The organism is Deinococcus taeanensis, assembly GCF_020229735.1.
Classification (GTDB): domain Bacteria; phylum Deinococcota; class Deinococci; order Deinococcales; family Deinococcaceae; genus Deinococcus; species Deinococcus taeanensis.
This window is the reverse complement of sequence record NZ_CP083455.1, coordinates 2,020,138-2,038,398: the sequence shown is the minus strand read 5'-3', so window position 1 is coordinate 2,038,398 and position 18,261 is coordinate 2,020,138. Positions and strand designations below refer to the sequence as shown.

Sequence of the window (18,261 nt, the reverse complement as noted above, 5' to 3'; positions counted from 1 at the left end):
TTCAGGAACCGCTCCTACTCGCGCAGCAGCAGCGCCAGCGGGAAGTCCTCCAGCACCTTCGCCAGGGGGACCTTGCCGCTCCGGGCCCGCAGCCGCTCGCCGGTCAGGGCATTGACGTACGTGCCGGCCGGCAGGGCCAGCTGCCGGTTGCCCCACACCTCACCCAGCGCCCACGGCGTGCGCTCCCGCGTGAGGGTGAACGTCAGGCGCGGCGCGACCGTCACGGCGCGCTGCGCCCCGAGTTCCCGCATGAACGCCAGCACGTGCCGGCCGCCGTCCAGCGGGCGGTACGCGCCGTTCCGGAACAGCTCGGGCTGCGCGGCCCGGGCGTGCAGGGCCGCCCAGGTCACCATGACCTTCACCGCGCCGTCCGCGTAGCGGTCCAGCAGGCGCCGCGCGAGTTCCACGCCCGCCCCCCGCTCCAGCCGGCCCAGCGTGCGGTTCAGGGCCGCGTAGTTCACGGGGCGGCGGTTGTCCGGGTCCACGAGGCTCTGGTTCCAGCCTTCGCTGCCCTGGTAGGTGTCCGGCACCCCCGGCGCGCTCAGGCGCACCAGCGAGGCGCTCAGACCGTTCTGCGCGCCGTGCGGGCTGATGCGGGCGTGCAGTTCGTCCATCGACGCGCGGAACCCCGGGTCGGCGAGCAGGCCGCGCACCAGGCGGTCCAGCGCCTCCTCATACTCACTGTCCGGTGACGCCCAGGAGGTGTGAAGCTTCGCCTCACGGGCCGCTTTGAGCATGTACGCGCTCAGCCGGTCCGGGAAGTCCGTGACGTTGCCGTCCAGCGGGTAGGCGCCCAGGGTGTTCTGCAGGAGCACGTACGCGTCGAGCGCGGCCGGCGCCGACCCGAGTTCCAGCTCCGTGGCCAGCGAGCGGATCAGGGGCGACCAGCGGCTCAGGTAGGCTGACCACGTCTGCGGCATTTCGGACAGCACACTGATGCGCGCGCGGGTGTCCTCGCCGCGTTTGGTGTCGTGCGTGCTGCCGCCCAGCATCGCGTGCGGCCAGCGGGTCGCGCGCGCCTGCGCCGCGTCATGGAACGTGCTGACCGGCGTGCCGTACAGCGACGGGTCGCCCCCCACCTCGTTCAGGGACAGCAGCCGGGCGTAACGGTAGAAGGCGGTGTCCTCGGCGCCCTTGGCCGTGACCGGTCCGGTCAGCTGCTGGAATTTCAGGGCGAAGTCCGCGTACGCCGCGCGCGTCCGGTCATCGGGCGCGTTCAGGGTCAGCACCGCGTGCAGGTAGTCGAACACAGTGGGGTCCAGCGTGAGGCCCTCGCGGCGGTTGTGGGCTTTCGCGTCGCGGATGGCGTGCGCGATCTTCGCGTCGTCGCCGGGTTCCCGCGCGCCGTCAGCACGGATGTACGTGCGGTACACCGGGAACGAGGCGATCACCTCGCGGATCGCGGCGCGCAGCGTGCTCAGCGTGAAGTCCCGCGCGCTCAGGTCCGACTCGGCCAGCCGCTCGAGGTGCTCGGCCAGGACGTTCACCTCGCCCGGCAGGCTCACCCGCTGGATCAGGTGCTTGCCGCGGTACAGGTGCTCTCCGTACGAGAGGCGGTCCCCGGTGAAACGCCGGTACATGGCGCTGACCTCCTCCTCATTGGCGCCGTCCACGAACACACCGTTCAGCTGCGCCAGGAAGTCGTACCCGGTGGTGCCGTGAATCGCCCAGGCGTCCGGGAGCTGCTCGCCGGGCTCCAGGATCTTTTCGGCCACCACGTACAGCGGAAGGTCCGGGCCGGGCTCGCGGCCCAGGGCGTGCGCCGCGCCGTCCTGAAGGGCCCGGAAGTACCCGGCCGGGTCGTACAGGCCGTCGGTGTGGTCGAGGCGCACCCCCTGAATCAGGCCCTGGCGCAGCAGGTCGAACAGCGTGGCGTGCGCCCAGGCGAACACCCGCGGGTCCTCCATGCGCAGCGCCGCCAGGTCGTTGATGTCAAAGAAGCGCCGGTAGTTGATCTCCTCGGCCGCCACCTTCCAGAACGCCAGGCGGTAATTCTGTTCGCTCACCAGCCGGTCCAGGCGTTCACGGTCGGCGTTCACGGCGCTCACGGTGGCGTCCATCACGCTGCGCACCTCGGGCGAGGCGTCAAGCAGGGCGCCCAGGCGGCGGGTCATGACCTGCACCTCCTGCGCGCGGATCACGCGGTCCTGATCGGTCAGGTCCGCGGAGGTGCTGCGCGGCAGCGTGTCCACCGACCGGCGAATACTGGCAAGTTCGCCCAGGGTGACGGTGTCCGTGCGGGCCGGCAACGCCTCGTACGCCCAGGTGAGCAGCTGGCCCACGCTGCGCGGCGAGACCGGCAGGCGCCGCTCCCAGTAACGCAGCGAGAATTCCCCACCGTCGCGTTCCAGAATCAGTTCGCCGCGCTCCAGGACCCGGCCGTACTGGTCCCCCAGGACCGGCAGCAGAACCTTGCCTTCCAGGGCGCGTTTCAACGGCTGCCAGGAGATGTCGAAGAAGTGCGCGTAGCGGCTGGCCTGCCCGTGGCGCAGCACGTCCTCCCAGTAGGGGTTGTGGCCGCCCTGGATGCCCATGTGGTTCGGCACGAAATCCACGATCAGGCCCAGGCCCAGTTCACGGGCCCGGGCGGCCAGCCGCCGCAGACCCGTCAGGCCGCCCAGTTCCGGGTTCACGGCCGCGTGGTCAGTCACGTCGTACCCGTGCGTGCTGCCCGGCGTGCTGGCCCAGATGGGCGAGAGGTACACGTCCGTAACGCCCAGCCGCGCGAGGTACGGCAGCGCGCGCCGCGCCGCGCCGAAATCAAAGTCGCGGTGCAGCTGCAGCCGGTACGTGGAGAGCGGCAGGTGCGTCCCTGGCGCACTCATGCGTCTTCCCCGGCCAGCAGCGCCGCCTCACCCGGCTGCAGCTGCAGCGTCTCCAGCGGCGCGGGCGCCTCCATGTGTCCCTCGGAGTGCAGCAGCACCCGGCCCGGCAGCTCGAACGGCAGGGCCAGCAGGGTGGGGGAGAAGGCCACGGACGCCAGGTTCCACACCAGCACGCGCACACCGTCGGGCGTGTCCCAGCGGACCCACAGGCACTCGCCGACGCCCGTGCTGGCCGACCCGGCCTGCAGGAAACGCCTCGAGCGGTGACGCAGGACCGGATCCTCGCGCCGCAGCCGCAGCAGCGCCCGGTACAGCGCCAGGGTGCGGCCGCGCTCGCCCTCAGTGCGCTCAGCCCAGTTCAGTTTCGCGCTGCGGAACGTCGCTTCGGCCTGGGGGTCCGGCACGTCCAGCGTGCTGAAACTGGAGAAGTAGGCAAACTCACGCCGCCGGCCCTCGGTGACCATGTGCCCCAGTTCCCCGGCGTGATCACTGAAAAACGGGAACGGCGTGCTGGCCGCCCATTCCTGCCCCTGGAACAGCAGCGGCGTCATGGGCAGCGAGAGCAGCAGCGTGCTTGCCCCGCGGTACTCGGCCAGCGTGACCGTCTCGAACTGCTCCAGCCGGTCTCCCAACGCCCGGTTGCCCACCTGGTCGTGGTTCTGGATGCAGTACACGAAGCTGGGAGCTTCCAGGTCCGTGGCCGGCCGGCCGCGGTCGTGCTCCTCGCCCGTCACGTTCCACCGCTGTCCCTCGTACACCCAGCCGCGGTTGATCACGCGTGCCAGTTCGACCGCTCCGCCCCGGAAACCGCTGTAGTACCCTTCCTGCTCGCCGGTCAGCGTGACGCGCACCACGTGGTGAAAGTCATCCACCCAGATGCCGTCCAGGTGAATGTCGGTTACGAGCTCCGGCAGGTTCCGGTGGTCCTCGGCCACCAGGAGGTGGTGCCCACCGAGCGCGTGCGTGGCGCGCGCCAGCTCGTGCAGGATGTGCTCCTCGCTGTCATCCTGCATGCTGGCCGTGGCGTCGAGTCTCAGGCCGTCAAAACGGTACTCGCGCAGCCACATCTGCACGTTCCCGGTGATGTACAGCCGCATGTGCGGCTCCGCGTAATCCAGGCCCTGTCCCCACGCCGTGTGAAAGCGGTCGGTGAAGTACGTCGGGCTGTAGCTCGTGAGGTAGTTTCCGTCCGGACCGAAATGGTTGTACACCACGTCCAGAAACACCGACAGGCCCAGCCCATGCGCGGCGTCTACGAACGCCATCAGGTCTTCAGGCCGCCCGTACGGCGCGTACGGCGCGTACAGGGCCACCCCGTCGTACCCCCATCCCCGTTCGCCCGGGAACGCCGCGACGGGCATCACCTGAAGCGCGGTGACCCCCAGGGCCACGAGCTCCGGCAGACGCTCCACGGCCGCGCGGTAGGTGCCTTCAGGCGTGAACGTCCCCACGTGCAGTTCGTAGAACACGCACTCACTCAGCGGCCGTTCCATTCCGTTTCCGTGCTGCCACGCGAAGGCCTCAGGGTCCACAACCTCCGCTTCGCCATGCACGCCGTCCGGCAGGAAGCGCGCGTACGGGTCCGGCAGCGCCTGCCCGTCCAGCACGAACTTGTACCGTGTGCCCGCCCCCACCGGCAGCACGCCCTCGAAATAACCGTGCCCCACAGCCTGCAGGGGGTAATCCTCGCCGCGTACCCGGACGTGCACCTGTGAGGCCCGGGTGCTCCAGACGCGGAACTCTGTGTTCTGACCGCCCGGCAGGAGTCGCGCCCCCAACTGGGAGCGCTGACCTTCGGTGCCCTGTTCGTCTGACCTGCTCATGAGTCCTCCCCTCGCCGCCCCCGAAGAGGCGTCATGCCTGTCAGGGTAGAGGCCCGCGCCCGGCGCGCCATGAAAGCAACCCTAAGGGACCATGCAGCTCGCTCCCACGCCAGCCTCCAGGCACATGAAGCAAACGTCCACGCCGCACACGGCACAAACCCCGCACGCCCTCCCGCCGAGGCGCCTCTCGCTCAGCACGGAAAAAAGCCCGGTCTGCGCGCAGACCGGGCTTTCCTGAACCAATGACTCTCAGCCCTGCGAGGGGCCGTTCCCGCCATTCCCACGGCGGCCACGGCGGCGGCGACGGCGCTTGGCGTCCTCGCTGGCCGCGTCCGAGGTGACAGCGGGCGTCACGTCCCGGGGCGTTTCCCGCACGGCCCCCGCCGGGGCGCGCCCGCCGTCACGGCCACCCGCAGTCTGCCGGCCGTTCACGCGCTGCACCGCTCCCCGGTCATTGCCGCCGCGCGTGAAGCCCCGTCCGCGCTCGGCGCCGGCGCCCCGCTCACGGTTCATGGGGCGCGGGCCGCGCCCGCCGCTTCCCTGGGCGTCCTCGGGCGGCATGTTCTCCAGCGTCCAGTCGCCGAAGTACATGCGCTGCACCGTGATGTTCACAGGCCGCAGGTGCTCGTTGCGGGGGCGTTCCAGCGTGATGACACGCCGCGCGCCGCGGCCCATGCTGACCCCGCCGAACGTGCGCCCCTGGGCGCCCGCCCCGCGCCCGGCGTCACGGTCGCGGCCGCTTCCGACCTGCCCGCGTCCCCGGACCGGCCGCGCCGTGCCTGTCGAGGGTGACAGGGCCGGGCGGGGGGAAGGGTCCTCCAGCGTGAATTTCTTCGGTTCGCTGACCGGCACGCTCTGCAGCTTCTCGCGTTTCTCCTGCTCGCGGTCCTCACGGCGGCGGGCACGGGGTTTGACGGGTGAATCCATATCGTTCTCCTGATGGGTGCTGCCCGGACGGTACTCCGGGTCGGAAGGATCGGCGAGCGTGAAGTCCGTCTGGCGCGCCAGCGGATTCACAGCCTGAATGGTGACGTCCACGGGGTCACCCAGCCGGAACGACCGGCCCCGGCTGCGGCCACGCAGGATCTGCGCGTCCTCGATGAACACGTAGTAGTCGTCATCCAGGTGTGAGATGTGCAGCTTGCCCTCCACGCCGTTGTCCAGCGCCACAAAGAGCCCGCTGGCCACCACGCCCGACACGTTTCCGGAGAAGGACTCCCCGACGTGCTCCTGCGCCCACTTCGCCTGATAGTACTTCGTGAGGTCCCGCTCAGCTTCCGCCGCGGCGCGCTCGCGCTCACTGGTGTGGTCACCCATGCCCGGCAGGCGAGACTGCAACTGCGCCACCGCGCGCCCACCGGCCTTCAGTTCACCGTTCAGCATGCCCTTCAGCACGCGGTGCACCAGCAGGTCAGGGTAACGGCGAATGGGAGACGTGAAGTGCAGGTACTCGTCGAAGGCCAGCCCGAAGTGCCCCAGGTTCTCCCCGGCGTACTTCGCCTGCTGCATGGACCGCAGCAGCAGCGTGTTCACCACGCTCTCGCGGTTCGTGCCCCGCACCTGCTTGAGCACCGCCTGGTACGCCTGCGGGGTGGGTTCCCCACCCGGGAAGGCCAGGCCGAGCCGCCCGATGGCGTTGGTCACCTCCTGAAAGCGCTGCAGCGTGGGTTCCTCGTGAATGCGGAACAGTGCCGGGATTTCACGCTGCAGCAGCTCGTGGGCCACGACCTTGTTCGCCAGCAGCATCAGGTCCTCGATCATGCCGCGCGCGGTTTCCTCGCGGATCGGGATGAGTTCCATGCGGCCGTCCGGGCCCACATCCACCTTCACCTCGCGCAGCTTGAAGTCCAGTGACCCTTCCCGCAGCCGCTTCTGGCGCAGTTTGGTGGTGATCTTCAGCAGGAGGTGCAGGTCCCCCTCCAGCTGACGGGCGTGGTCCGGCAGCGTGGCGGTCGCCTCGCTGTAGGCCTGCACCTCATCGTAGGTCAGGCGCGCTTTGGAATTGATGACGCTGGGCGCCAGCTGCACCTTCAGGATGTCACCCTCGGCACTCAGTTCCACCAGGGCCGTCATGGTCAGGCGGTCCTGGTAGGGCACCAGGCTGCACACCCCGTTGCTGAGGTGCTCGGGCAGCATGGGCAGCACCCGGCCCGGCAGGTACACGCTCGTCGCACGGGCGTAGGCCTCGGCGTCCAGCGGCGTGCCCTCCTGCACGTAATGGCTCACGTCTGCGATGTGCACGCCCACCACGAACGTCCCTTCTGGCGTGGGCTGAATGTGAATGGCGTCGTCGAAATCCTTCGCGTCGCGGCCGTCCACCGTGAAGATGTTGAACTCCCGCAGGTCCAGGCGGCCCACGAGGGCCTCCGCTGGAATCTCGGTGGGAATCGCGTTTGCCTGCTCCACGACCTCACCCGGGAAGTCGCCGCGCAGCCCGAACTTCACGATGACCGCTTCTGTTTCCGTCACCGGGTCGTCCTGCTCGCCCAGCACGCGCGTCACCTGACCGAACACCTCGTCCTCGCCGGTGTTCTCAGGCCAGAACAGTTCCGTCACCACGCGCGCGCCCGGCGGCAGGCCCTCCAGGCCCTCAGGCAGCACCAGAATCCGGTGCCGGGCGCGGTGATCGTCCGGTTTCAGGATCGGGTGCCCATGATGGAACTCCAGGGTTCCCACCAGCTGCCGGTAGGCGCGCTGCACGATCCGCACCACACTGGCGCGCGGATTGCCGTCGCCACGCTGACCGCGCCGCGGCCCGCCGCCCCGGCCGCCGTCTCCGCGGCCCTCCATGCGGACGAGCACGATGTCGCCGTTCCACGCTTCCAGCGTCTGCTCTGCCGGAACGTAGAAGTCCTCACCGCCACTGTCCGGAATCACGAACCCGAAGCCTGCGGCGGACGCCTGGAAGCGGCCACGCACCAGACTCATCGCCTCGGGCAGTCCGTACGTCTTCTTGCGGGTCCGGATGACCTCACCAGACTCCACCAGGGTCTCCAGCAGGTCCGTGAGATCCCGCCAGTTGCCCAGGCGGTTCATGGTCTGGCGCGTGAACGTCCGCTCCAGGTCCCGGACGTGCACCGGCCGGCCCAGCTTGCGCAGCTGCGCCACCACAATCTCCCGCTCCGGGTTGGTGTCCGCCGGCGCGTCGAGGTCCTCCTCTGCGGGTGCGCTACCGGCGGCCCCCGTGGCCGGCTGTTCTGCCCCGGCACTCACCTGATCAACGACCGGCGCAGCCACGTCCGCAGGAGCCGGTGTGGGCGCGACCGGCAGGTCCGCCTTGCGGGTCCGGCGGCCCTTGCGCACCGGAACTACTTCAGGCTCCTCCGGCTCGGGCAGCGCCACGCTGTCCGGCGCTGCGGCAGCGTGAGGCGCGGGCGTTACAGCCTCCACGCCGCTCAGCACGTCCGCGAGGGGTTCTGCGGGGAGGGCCTTGCGGCGCCCGCCACGTTTCTTCGGCACTTCCAGAATGACCGGGTCCAGCCCGCTGGATGCTGGCGCGTCGTCCTGCACCGCGGCCCGCCCGCGGCGGGCGCCACGGGGGGTGACGGGCGTTGCCGGCTCCGCATCCGCCGACTCGGTCGTGTCGTCCTCCGGACGCCCGGTCTCAGGCGCAGACGCCTGAACGGCAGGCGTCTCCTTCGCTTTTCGACCCCGCGACTTCTTCACCGGGGCGTCCACTGCCGTGGTGACCTCCCCAGCCACTTCAGGTTCATCCGTCGTGTCTGCCGTGTTCGCAACGGGTGCGCTCACCACTTCTGGTTCCGGCGCCTGCACAGCCTCGGCCCGGCGCGGACGACCACGGCGTACCGGCCTGGGGGCCTCCTGGGCAGCGGGGGCGTCGGTGCTCTGGACCGTCCCGGCCTCAGCACCCTGAGGGTCCTTCGTGCTGCGCGGGGCGCGTTTTTTGGCCGGAGGGGTGGTCTGCGCCGCGGCCGTCTCAGGGGCCGCGGCGTCCTCCGGAGAGAGGGCCGGTTCGGTGCGGCGGGCCTTGCGACTGGCGCGCACCGGGACCTCGGGTTCATTTACGACCGGCGAGTCCGTCACTGCGGGCACGCCTGCCAGGGTCTCATCGGCGGGATTCGCCGCAGCTTGGGGAGCGCTCTTTGCGCTCCGGGTGGTCTTCTTCGTCTCGGTGCCGGTCCTCGCGGTGCCGGGCACCGTTTCCGTCTTCTTCGTTTTCGGCATGTACGTTCCTGGTCACTCAGGACGCGCCCGTGGGGGTGAACTCGTGTGAGACGCGGTCTTCAGGCCTCATTGTGTGGCGCTGCAGCGCGCAACCCGCCCACGGGAACTGGTATTCGCTTCCTCGGGTTGCGCCCGGAATCCCGGAAGACCACTGGTCCCACCGGGGGCGCTGTCCTGAACCCGGCAGCCCGCTCAGCATAACACGCGCGTGCCCGCCCGGCCTGACGCGGACTTCATGGTCTGTGCACCCACCCGCTCAGCGGCGCATGATCACTCAGGCGCGCCGCACGGTCCACCTGCACGCCCTGCACCTGCACCCCCGCCGCCAGCAGGTAATCAATCCGCCAGCCCACATCATTCCCATACGCGTTACCACGGTTGCTCCACCACGTGTACTGCGCCGCATCCCCCAGGCAGACGCGGTGCGTGTCCGTCAGCCCGCACGCCAGGTGCCGCGTCATCCACTCGCGTTCGTGCGGCAGAAACCCACTGTTCTTCTGATTGCCGCGCCAGTTCTTCAGGTCCACCTCCCGGTGCGCAATGTTGTAATCCCCCCCGATCACGACCGGCAGGCCCTCCGAAATCAGGGCCTCCGTCCACGCCTGGAAGTCGCCCAGCACGCGGTCCTTGAAGCCCTGCCGCGCCTCCCCGCTGCTGCCGCTCGGCAGGTACACACTCACGAACCGCACCCCCTCCACCACTGCGCTCACCACCCGGCCCTCCGCGTCCATCTCCGCGTGCGGCATGCCGGCCCGCACGTGCAGCAGCGGCCGGCGCGCCAGAACCGCCACGCCGCTGTACCCGGCCTTCTGCGCCGGCAACCACACCCCTTCGTACCCCAGGTCCGCAAGCGCCCCAGGCATGGGGTCCGCGCGCACCTCCTGCAACAGCAGCACGTCCGGCGCCTCGCGCGCCACCCAGTCCCGCAGGCCCTTACGCAGCGCGCTGCGCAGCCCGTTCACGTTCAGCGTCGTGACCTTCAACCCGGCGTCCGTCATCGCGCCGGAGCATACCGCCCAGGTTCACCGCTCAAGGCACGTTCAGTCCAGTAAGGACCGCCCTTCACCCCACTTCTGTTACGCTGAGCGCACCATGGTCGAGATCACCTTCCGCAACGAAGCCGACGGTCAGGAATTCCAGATGGCGCACCCCAAGGCTGCGCGCGTTCTGTCGGACATCAAGGCCTGGGCGCAGAACAACGCCTTCGAACACGTCGTGTTCTGGCGCGACCCCGAAGACGAACACAAATTCTGGGTGCAGCTGGGCGAGGACCGCCTGAACTACTGGATTCACGACAGCACCTTCACCGAAGGCAAACACGACACCGTCGAGATGCAGATGGACTACGCCCGCGGCGCCCAGCGCCGCAGCGCCGCCGGCTACGACAAGTTCGACAAATAAGGCAGACAGGGGGTGCGCGGCCGGGCCCAGAGCGGCCCCGCGCACCCCCGCCCTACACCGGCACCGACCCCAGGCGCCGCGCCGCCTCCCGCAACACCTCTGGCGGCTGCACCAGCGCGAACCGCACGAACCCCTCCCCGCCCCGCCCGAACGCCGCACCCGGACTGACCGCCACCCCCGTCAGCTCCGCTGCCCGCACCGCGAACCCCACACTGTCCGACACCCCCGGTACCCGCGCCCAGGCGTACATACTGGCCTGCGGCTGCGTCACCCCCCACCCCAGCGCCTGTAACGCCGGCACCAGCGCGTCCCGCCGCGTCTCGAACACCGCCGCGCCCGCCCGGCCTACCTCATCCGGCAGGCCCAGCGCATGCGCCGCCGCCCGCTGAATCCCCAGGTACGCATGAAAATCCGTGGCGCCCTTCACCCGCGCCAGCGCCCCAATCGCCTGAGCGTCCCCGGCAGCGAACCCCACCCGGAACCCGCCCATGTGATGCGTCTTGCTCAGCGAGTGCAGCTCCACCACGCCCTGTACGCCCGCCTCCAGCGCACTCGGCGCACGGTACGCTCCGAAGGTCAGCTCCGCGTACGGGTGATCATGCACCAGCAGCGTTCCGCGCTCCTGGCACCACGCGGCCACCCGCCGGAAGAACGCCGCGTCCGCCACCGCTGACGTCGGATTGTTCGGGTAGTTCAGCAGCAAGACCCGGGGCCGCAGCCCCGCCGGCAGTTCCTCCAGGTCCGGCAGGAACCCCCGATCGGCCCGCAGCGGCAGCGTCACCACGTTCAACCCCGCGATCGCCGCCGCGCCCAGGTACGGGGGGTAGCACGGATCCGGAAGCAGCAGCGTGTCCCCCGGATCCGTCACCGCCAGCAGCAGGTGCGCCAGGCCCTCCTGCGCCCCGATCAGCGGCAACACCTCCGCGTCTGCATTCACGCTCACCCCGAAGCGCCGCGCGAGGTACGCCGCCGCCGCACGCCGCAACGGCGCCGTGTCACTGAACAGCGGGTACCGGTACGTCCCGGGGTCCCGCGTCGCCTCCCTCAGCTCCTCGAGCACACTGTCCGCCGGAGGCAGATCACTGCTTCCGATACTCAGATCAATCACTTCCAGACCCGCCGCGCGTGCCCGCCCCTTCGCTCCGTCCATCAACGCAAACACGCTGCCCGGCACCGCCCCCGCCCGCTTCGACACCCACATGCCCGCAGGGTAGAGCATCCCAACAACGGAAACCGTCCGCTCCCGAAGGAACGGACGGCCCGGACAGCTGCGCGGTGAACTTACTCGCCGTACACGGCTCCGTACACCGGGATCTGCACCGTGGTCAGGAGGGTCTCGCCGGACTGCACGCGGATGTTCGCCACGCTGTTCACGGCGGTCTCCGTGCTGTCACGGCTGACACTCACGTACAGCAGTGCGTTCGAACCGTCGGTGGACACGCTGTCCAGCGTCACGTAGGTGCCCTGCGGCAGGCCGCTCACGGCGATGCTCAGGTTGCTCGGCACGCTGCCACCCAGGGCGTTCAGCGGCACCTCAATCGCCATCCAGCTGGACTCGGTGTACAGCCCCTGATACTCGTTCCCGTTCCCGTCACTGGCGTACACCATGACCGGAGAGGCGGCGAAAGCGGTGGTGGCGAGGCTCAGGGCAGCGGCGGCGGTCAGCAGAATCTTTTTCATGGTGGTTCTCCTTGTGGTCGGGGGCCGTGCGCTCCCTGCCTCCCTTCCTTCCTGAGACAGAGCATCGCGCCCTCCCGTGCAGACGCCATGCAGGGAATGTGCAGATTTATCGAAGAGGTCCACCCTTCCTTTTCGCGTACCGTCAGGGCATGGCCGACACGAACCTGCAGGTGCTGACTGCCATGATCACGCCGGCCGTCCTGATCAGCGGCGCCGGGACACTGCTCATGAGCACCAGCAGTCGTCTGGGCCGCGTGACAGACCGCGTGCGCCAGCTCACGGCCCGCTTCAAGGTGCTGGTCACGGAGGGCGGGCGCCTGGAGCCCCTGGCCCGAGATGAGAAACGCATGATCGTGCAGCAGCTTCCACGTCTGGCACGCCGCAGCCGCATCATCGTGCGCGCCATGACGGCCCTGTACCTGGCCGTGGCCCTCCTGGTCCTCACCAGCATCCTGATCGGTGGAGGCGCCCTGCTCGGTGTTGCCGCCGGCCCCCTCCCGATCCTGCTGGCCATCGCGGGGGCCGGCTCCCTGGCATACGGGGCGCTGCTCCTGAGTTTCGAGACACGGCTGAGCGCCCGCACCACCAAGGAGGAAATGCAGTTTCTCGTGAACCTCGGCCAGCACTACGCCAGCCTGTACGACGAAACCCTCATCCGTGAAGTCAGCCCGGACGTGCGCTGACCCTGCCGCCAGGGGCAGGGCGACACAGGGTGTGGCGGCCCTGCGCTCCGGTGCAGGAGGTACGCCCTCCGCGACGAGGCTGAGACCCTGTGGCATTTCTGGCTCCTGCCCACATGGGTTGAACGACCCTGCTGACGGGCCGTGCGGCGTTACCCAGCTTGACGTACTGGCTGGCGGCGGCTCTCTGGGTGACGGCGCAGGCCACCCCTTCCCACTGACGGTCGGGTGCACCTCACGCTGAGTATCCCGCCGTCCAGTGTCCTGCCGGGTCGGCTGCCTGAGAGTTCACAGCGGAATGGTCCGCGCCGGCCCTGCTGATCGCCGGCCCCATCTGCAGGTGTTGAGCGCCGGGCGTGGGCTGCTGGGCACGATGCGAGATCTGCAGCTCACGCCGCGGGCAGCACGTGTACATGCCCCGGGGCAGTCGTGGACGGCTCACCTCGGTGGTGAGCCAGTGACCGTGCGGATCGGAGTCCTGCACGTGCGGCAGCGGCCCAGCCTCCCCGGCACTCGTACGTCGGGCCTGGAGACACGCCGGACCTTCCAGGGCGATGCGGGCCTGAAGGGCACCGAGCAGCAACTGAAGCCGAACTGGGGCGGCCATGGTCCTCTCTGAGCGCGGCGCTCCGCTGAGCCTGTTCCAGCTGGCGTACCGGGGGGTACGCTGGGCCATGCAGCTTGAGTTCTGTGGGTCTCTGTTTCACTGGCGTGGCCCCGCGCCGCATGACTTTGTGGCGGTACCCGAGGCGCAGGCGGTGATACTTCGGGACCTGTCTCGGCTGGTGACGTACGGGTGGGGCATGATTCCCTGCCGGGCCACGGTAGGGGAGACGACGTTCCGCACGTCACTGTTCCCGAAGGATGGCGGGTACCTGCTGCCGGTGAAGGTGGCGGTGCGCCGCGCAGAGGCGCTGGAGGAAGGGCAGGACGTGTCCGTGACACTCACGCCCGGCTGAGGGGTCGCCATGACGAACCCCCACCCGGCAAGGGGTGGGGGTCGGCGTTGCCGGGTGGGCGGCGTCAGCTGGTGTAGGTGACGTTGTCGTTCACGACGCCGGGGCGCGTGTCGTCGTAGCTGCGGTCTCCGGTGACGGAGTCGTTGCTGGTGTTGCCTTCGCCGTACTTCTCGAGCGTGCGGTCGTCGGCGACCTGCATGTCGCGCACGGTCGTCAGGCCCGTCCCGGCGGGGATGAGTTTCCCGAGGATGACGTTTTCCTTCAGGCCGATCAGGTCGTCCACCTGGCCCTTCATGCTGGCTTCGGTGAGCACGTGGGTGGTGTGCTGGAAGCTCGCCGCGGACAGCCAGGACTTGGTGGTCAGGCTGCTCTTGGTGATGCCCAGCAGGACGGGTTTCCAGCTGGCCGGGGTCTGGCCTTCTTCCAGCAGGTCGTTCGCCTGGTCCACTTCCCAGCGTTCCACGGTCTGCCCTTCGAGCAGCTCGGTGTCGCCGCCGTCGGTGACTTCGACCCAACGGAGCATCTGGCGGACGATGACTTCGATGTGCTTGTCATGCACCTTCACGCCCTGGCTGCGGTATACGCGCTGCACTTCCTCCACCAGGTACCGCTGGGCGGCGTCGGTGTCTTTGTACAGCAGCAGGTCGTGCGGGTTGATGGCGCCGCGGGTCAGGGGCTGGCCGGCTTCGACGCGGTCGCCGTCCTTGACGATCATGCGCAGGCCTTTGCTGATCTTCATGGCGGTCTTGCTGGAGTACTGGTCGTCGTCAGCTTCGATGCGCACGAGGTAACGCTCTTCGTCCTCCTCGATGCGGACCACGCCGTCACGGTCGGCCACGGCGGCGCTGGTCTTGGGTTTGCGGGCTTCGAACAGTTCGATCACGCGGGGCAGACCCATGGTGATGTCGCCGCCGCCGCTGCCGGCGACCCCACCGGTGTGGAAGGTGCGCATGGTGAGCTGCGTGCCGGGCTCGCCGATGGATTCGGCCGCGACCACGCCAACTGCTTCGCCCATGCTGACGGGTTTGGCCTGCGAGAGGTCGTAGCCGTAGCACTTCTGGCACACGCCACTCTTGACGCGGCAGTTCAGGGGCGTGCGGACAAACACGTTCTGGAGGGCCTTGGCGTTTTTGGTCACGGCCTTGACGTCTTCCAGGCTCAGCATCTCGCCGGCTTCGATGGTGTGGCCGTCGATGACCACCGCGTCGGCCAGCGTGCGGCCGTAGATGCTGGTTTCGATCTCGCTGCTCTTGCGGGTGCGCCATTCACCGGTGCGCTCGTCGTTGGCGCCCAGGGGGATGGCGGTGTAGTCGGTGGTGCCGCAGTCCACGTCGCGCACGACGACTTCGTGGGCCACGTCGACCAGTTTGCGGGTCAGGTAGCCGGAGTCGGCGGTGCGCAGCGCAGTGTCGGCCCCGCCCTTACGGGCGCCGTGGGTGGAGATGAAGTACTCCAGCACGGACAGGCCCTCGCGGAAGGACGCGCGGATCGGCACTTCGATGGTGCTGCCGTCGGGGCGGGCCATCAGGCCGCGCATCCCGGCAAGCTGCGTGATCTGCTGGGCGTTCCCGCGCGCGCCGGACAGGCTCATGATCCATAGCGGGTTGAAGGGGTAGTTCTTGCCGAAGTTGTCGAACATGGCGTTCTTGACTTCGTCCTTCGTGTCGTTCCACAGCTGCACGACCTGCTTGTAGCGTTCCTCTTCGGTCATGAAGCCGAACTCGAAGTTCTGTTCAATCTCAGCGACCTTGGCGTCCGCTTCGGCGAGAATCTCGGTCTTGGCGGGTGGAATGACGATGTCGTCAATGCCGATGGTGATGCCGGAGGTCGTGGAGAGCTTGAAGCCTGCGTCCTTCAGGCCGTCGAGCAGACCGGCGGTCGCCTCGATGCCGAGGTGCTTGAAGCACGCCATGACCATGTCCTTGAGGTGGTCTTTCTCGTAGGCGGTCTCGAGGTTCACGAGGGTGTCCACGAGGTGCGCCTGCGCGCCGAGGGCTTCCTGCACGATCCGGCGGAACATCACGCGGCCCGCGCTGGTGTCGTAGGTCACGCCGTTCAGGCGGATGCGGACGTGATCCTGGTGGTCGATCTCGCCGCGTTCGACGGCCATGATGGCCTCGTCCGGGTTGCTGAAGACGTACTTCAGGCGCCCGGGGCTGGTTTCCTGCCCGGCGACCGTGATGGTGCTGTTCAGGGCGACCTTGCCGTTCTCCAGGGCACTCAGGGCGTCCTGGGCGCTGGCGAATTCACTGCCGGTGCCCAGGTTGTCCTTGCGCAGCAGGGTCAGCGTGAAGATCCCGAGGATGATGTCGCGGCTGGGTTTGACGTTGGGTTCACCGTTCGCGGGGGACAGTAGGTTGTGGGCGCTGAGCATCTGGATGCGCGCTTCGGCCTGCGCCTGGGCGCTCAGCGGAACGTGGATGGCCATCTGGTCGCCGTCGAAGTCGGCGTTGAACGCTTCACAGACGAGCGGGTGCAGCTGGATGGACTGCCCTTCGACGAGCACGGGCTCGAAGGCCTGAATGCCGAGGCGGTGCAGGGTGGGCGCGCGGTTAAGCAGCACGACCTTGTCCTCAATGACCTCTTCCAGGGCGTCCCAGACGCTGTCGCGGGTGTCGCGGTAGCGTTCGAGCATCTTGCGGGCCTGCTTGATGTTCGTGACTTCGCCCTTCTCCTCAAGCACCTTGAACAGGAACGGCTTGAAGAGTTCCAGCGCCATGCGCTTGGGCACACCGCACTGGTGCAGCTTGAGCTGCGGGCCGACGACAATCACGCTTCGGCCGGAGTAGTCGACGCGCTTCCCGAGGAGGTTCTGACGGAAGCGGCCCTGTTTCCCGCCGAGCAGGTCGGTGAGGGAGCGCAGCGAGCGGTCGGAGCCGGGGTTCGTGACGGGGCTGCCGCGGCGGCCGTTGTCGATCAGGGCGTCTACCGCTTCCTGAAGCATGCGCTTCTCGTTGCGGATGATCATGTCCGGCGCGCCCTGACTCATGAGCTTCTTCAGGCGGTTGTTGCGGTTGATCAGGCGGCGGTACAGGTCGTTCAGGTCGCTGGTGGCGAAGCGGCCGCCGTCCACCTGCACCATGGGGCGCAGGTCCGGGGGCATGACCGGCACGGTGTTCAGGATCATCCAGCTGGGGTGGTTGCCGCTGCGTTTGAACGCGCGGGTCACTTCCAGGCGCTTGCGGGCCTTGGCGCGCTTGTGCCGGCTGGAGTCCTTCATCATCTCGTTCAGCTCGGCTTCCAGGATGTCCAGGTTCAGGTCGTCGAGGAGTTCCTTGACGGCTTCGGCACCCATTTTGGCGTCGAAGTCGTAGGATTCGATGACGCGCACCTGCTTGCGCACCAGGTCAATCTCGATGCGGCCGCTGATCTCGCTGCGCAGTTCGCCGCCGTCGGCAAGTTCGTCGCCGGGTTCGACGCGGTCACCGTTCACGACGAGGGGTTCGTCCTGGTAGGTGTAGACCTTGGCCTTGCTGACGATGATGCTGGCGGGGTTGTGCAGGGTGATGATCCCGTCGGTTTCGGCGACGATCTCTTCTTCCTTGTCGATGGCCCCGACGACCTTCTGGCCCTTGCGGACCTCGCTGCCGTCCCCGACGAGCACGTGCATGGTGGGGTTGATGGGGTACTCGGCGCGGCGGGTCCAGTGGGCGGTAACCTGAACGTCTCCCTTCTTCTTGGGGAAGGTCACGCCGCTCAGGCGGCTGTCACGGCTCACGCGCAGGCGGGTGCCGCTGGCCGCGTCGGCCAGGACGGCGCCGGCCTCCACGATCTCGCCGTGCACAACCTGCACGTTCATGCCGTGCGGCACGTACACGCGGGCCAGCACTTCACCGCTGGGCACGCCTTCCTCGTCCACACCTTCGCGCAGCTCGACGAGGACGCTGTCCTCACCCATTTCGTGCAGCACGATGGTGCCGTCCACGGGCGCGGTGAGCTGCACGTCGCTTTCCAGTTCGGCGAGGATTTCACCGGCGCGGAAGGTGTCCTGCTCGACCAGCGCTTCCGCGGGGAGAGGCAGGGTGGCCTCGACGCCTTCGGCGTACGCGATGATCGCGCGCCGGGGGAAGCGGTACTGGGCCAGGCCGTCCATCTTGCTGACGACATTCCCGCCGAGAATCTGACCGCGGGTGACGTACTCACCGTCGCGGATTTCCGCGTCGACGCCGCCCTGCAGGCTGTAGGTTTCCTGACGGCCGAAGCGCAGTTCGCGGTACTCGTCGTCGCTGAGCAGCTCGCCACGTTTCAGGGGGCGGCCGTCTTTCTGGGCGTTGCGGGGGTCGGTCACCAGGAAGGAGCTGAAGTACAGCACCTTCTCCAGCTGGCCGGCGCTGAGGTCAAGCAGCGTGCCGATCTTGCTGGGGGTGTCCTTCACGTACCAGATGTGTGCGGCGGGCGTGGCCAGGTCAATGTGGCCCATGCGGTAGCGGCGCACTTTGCTGCTGGTGACTTCCACACCGCAGCGTTCGCAGACTTTGCCTTCGTAGCGCTGGCGCTTGTACTTCCCGCAGGCGCACTCGTAGTCCTTCTGCGGCCCGAAGATGCGCTCGTCGAAGAGGCCTTCGCGTTCGGGCTTGAGGGTGCGGTAGTTGATGGTTTCGGGCTTTTCAACCTCGCCGAAGGACCACTCGCGGATTTTCTCCGGGCTGGCAATGGCGATGCGGACTTTGCTGAAATCTTTCACGGCTTCTCCTGTGAGAGACGCTTG

Annotated in this window: 10 protein-coding genes; 3 read left to right on the top strand and 7 right to left on the bottom strand. The window is 68.5% G+C overall.

What is annotated here, in order from left to right:
• Positions 1-14: 14 nt before the first annotated feature.
• The 4 genes from treY to LAJ19_RS09765 form a co-directional block, all read right to left on the bottom strand.
• On the bottom strand, positions 15-2,825 hold the full coding sequence (treY, locus tag LAJ19_RS09780) for a malto-oligosyltrehalose synthase (protein WP_225475573.1): 2,811 nt from the start codon (positions 2,823-2,825) through the stop codon (positions 15-17).
• Positions 2,822-4,648: a malto-oligosyltrehalose trehalohydrolase gene (treZ, locus tag LAJ19_RS09775; protein ID WP_225475572.1), complete on the bottom strand. Its 1,827-nt coding sequence runs from the start codon at positions 4,646-4,648 to the stop codon at positions 2,822-2,824. Before treZ ends, treY begins: the two co-directional genes overlap by 4 nt.
• Positions 4,649-4,897: 249 nt before the next feature.
• Complete coding sequence (gene rnr / locus LAJ19_RS09770; protein ID WP_225475571.1) at positions 4,898-8,833, bottom strand: ribonuclease R; 3,936 nt, start codon at positions 8,831-8,833, stop codon at positions 4,898-4,900.
• 233 nt (positions 8,834-9,066) lie between these two features.
• Positions 9,067-9,831 (bottom strand): exodeoxyribonuclease III, encoded by a 765-nt coding sequence (locus LAJ19_RS09765; protein ID WP_225475570.1) that lies wholly within the window; start codon positions 9,829-9,831, stop codon positions 9,067-9,069.
• Positions 9,832-9,925: 94 nt separating this feature from the next.
• On the opposite strand from LAJ19_RS09765, the gene LAJ19_RS09760 reads away from it, so the two are divergent.
• Positions 9,926-10,234, top strand: a complete 309-nt coding sequence (locus LAJ19_RS09760; RefSeq protein ID WP_225475569.1) for a hypothetical protein — start codon at positions 9,926-9,928, stop codon at positions 10,232-10,234.
• Between the two features lie 52 nt (positions 10,235-10,286).
• On the opposite strand, the gene LAJ19_RS09755 is transcribed toward LAJ19_RS09760, so the two are convergent.
• Both LAJ19_RS09755 and LAJ19_RS09750 read right to left on the bottom strand, forming a co-directional pair.
• Entirely contained in the window at positions 10,287-11,435 is a 1,149-nt protein-coding gene (locus tag LAJ19_RS09755; protein ID WP_225475568.1) for an aminotransferase class I/II-fold pyridoxal phosphate-dependent enzyme, read from the bottom strand.
• 80 nt (positions 11,436-11,515) lie between these two features.
• Positions 11,516-11,914 carry a hypothetical protein gene (locus LAJ19_RS09750; RefSeq protein WP_225475567.1) on the bottom strand — a complete coding sequence of 133 codons (399 nt, stop codon included), beginning with the start codon at positions 11,912-11,914 and terminating at the stop codon, positions 11,516-11,518.
• 149 nt (positions 11,915-12,063) lie between these two features.
• Between LAJ19_RS09750 and LAJ19_RS09745 the strand changes: the two genes are divergently transcribed.
• The gene (locus LAJ19_RS09745; protein WP_225475566.1) at positions 12,064-12,597 is read left to right on the top strand and encodes a DUF2721 domain-containing protein; all 534 of its coding nucleotides are present in this window, start codon (positions 12,064-12,066) and stop codon (positions 12,595-12,597) included.
• Between the two features lie 602 nt (positions 12,598-13,199).
• Positions 13,200-13,553: a DUF1905 domain-containing protein gene (locus LAJ19_RS09740; RefSeq protein ID WP_225475565.1), complete on the top strand. Its 354-nt coding sequence runs from the start codon at positions 13,200-13,202 to the stop codon at positions 13,551-13,553.
• 64 nt (positions 13,554-13,617) lie between these two features.
• Here LAJ19_RS09740 and LAJ19_RS09735 read toward each other — a convergent pair whose 3' ends face one another.
• Positions 13,618-18,237: a DNA-directed RNA polymerase subunit beta' gene (locus LAJ19_RS09735; RefSeq protein WP_225475564.1), complete on the bottom strand. Its 4,620-nt coding sequence runs from the start codon at positions 18,235-18,237 to the stop codon at positions 13,618-13,620.
• Between the last annotated feature and the right edge of the window lie 24 nt (positions 18,238-18,261).

Coding starts and splice junctions, on each gene's coding strand:
- rnr (WP_225475571.1), bottom strand. CDS start 8,833: ATGCCGAAAACGAAGAAGACGGAAACGGTGCCCGGCACCGCGAGGACC.
- LAJ19_RS09740 (WP_225475565.1), top strand. CDS start 13,200: ATGGTCCTCTCTGAGCGCGGCGCTCCGCTGAGCCTGTTCCAGCTGGCG.
- LAJ19_RS09755 (WP_225475568.1), bottom strand. CDS start 11,435: ATGTGGGTGTCGAAGCGGGCGGGGGCGGTGCCGGGCAGCGTGTTTGCG.
- treY (WP_225475573.1), bottom strand. CDS start 2,825: ATGAGTGCGCCAGGGACGCACCTGCCGCTCTCCACGTACCGGCTGCAG.
- LAJ19_RS09765 (WP_225475570.1), bottom strand. CDS start 9,831: ATGACGGACGCCGGGTTGAAGGTCACGACGCTGAACGTGAACGGGCTG.
- LAJ19_RS09750 (WP_225475567.1), bottom strand. CDS start 11,914: ATGAAAAAGATTCTGCTGACCGCCGCCGCTGCCCTGAGCCTCGCCACC.
- LAJ19_RS09745 (WP_225475566.1), top strand. CDS start 12,064: ATGGCCGACACGAACCTGCAGGTGCTGACTGCCATGATCACGCCGGCC.
- treZ (WP_225475572.1), bottom strand. CDS start 4,648: ATGAGCAGGTCAGACGAACAGGGCACCGAAGGTCAGCGCTCCCAGTTG.
- LAJ19_RS09760 (WP_225475569.1), top strand. CDS start 9,926: ATGGTCGAGATCACCTTCCGCAACGAAGCCGACGGTCAGGAATTCCAG.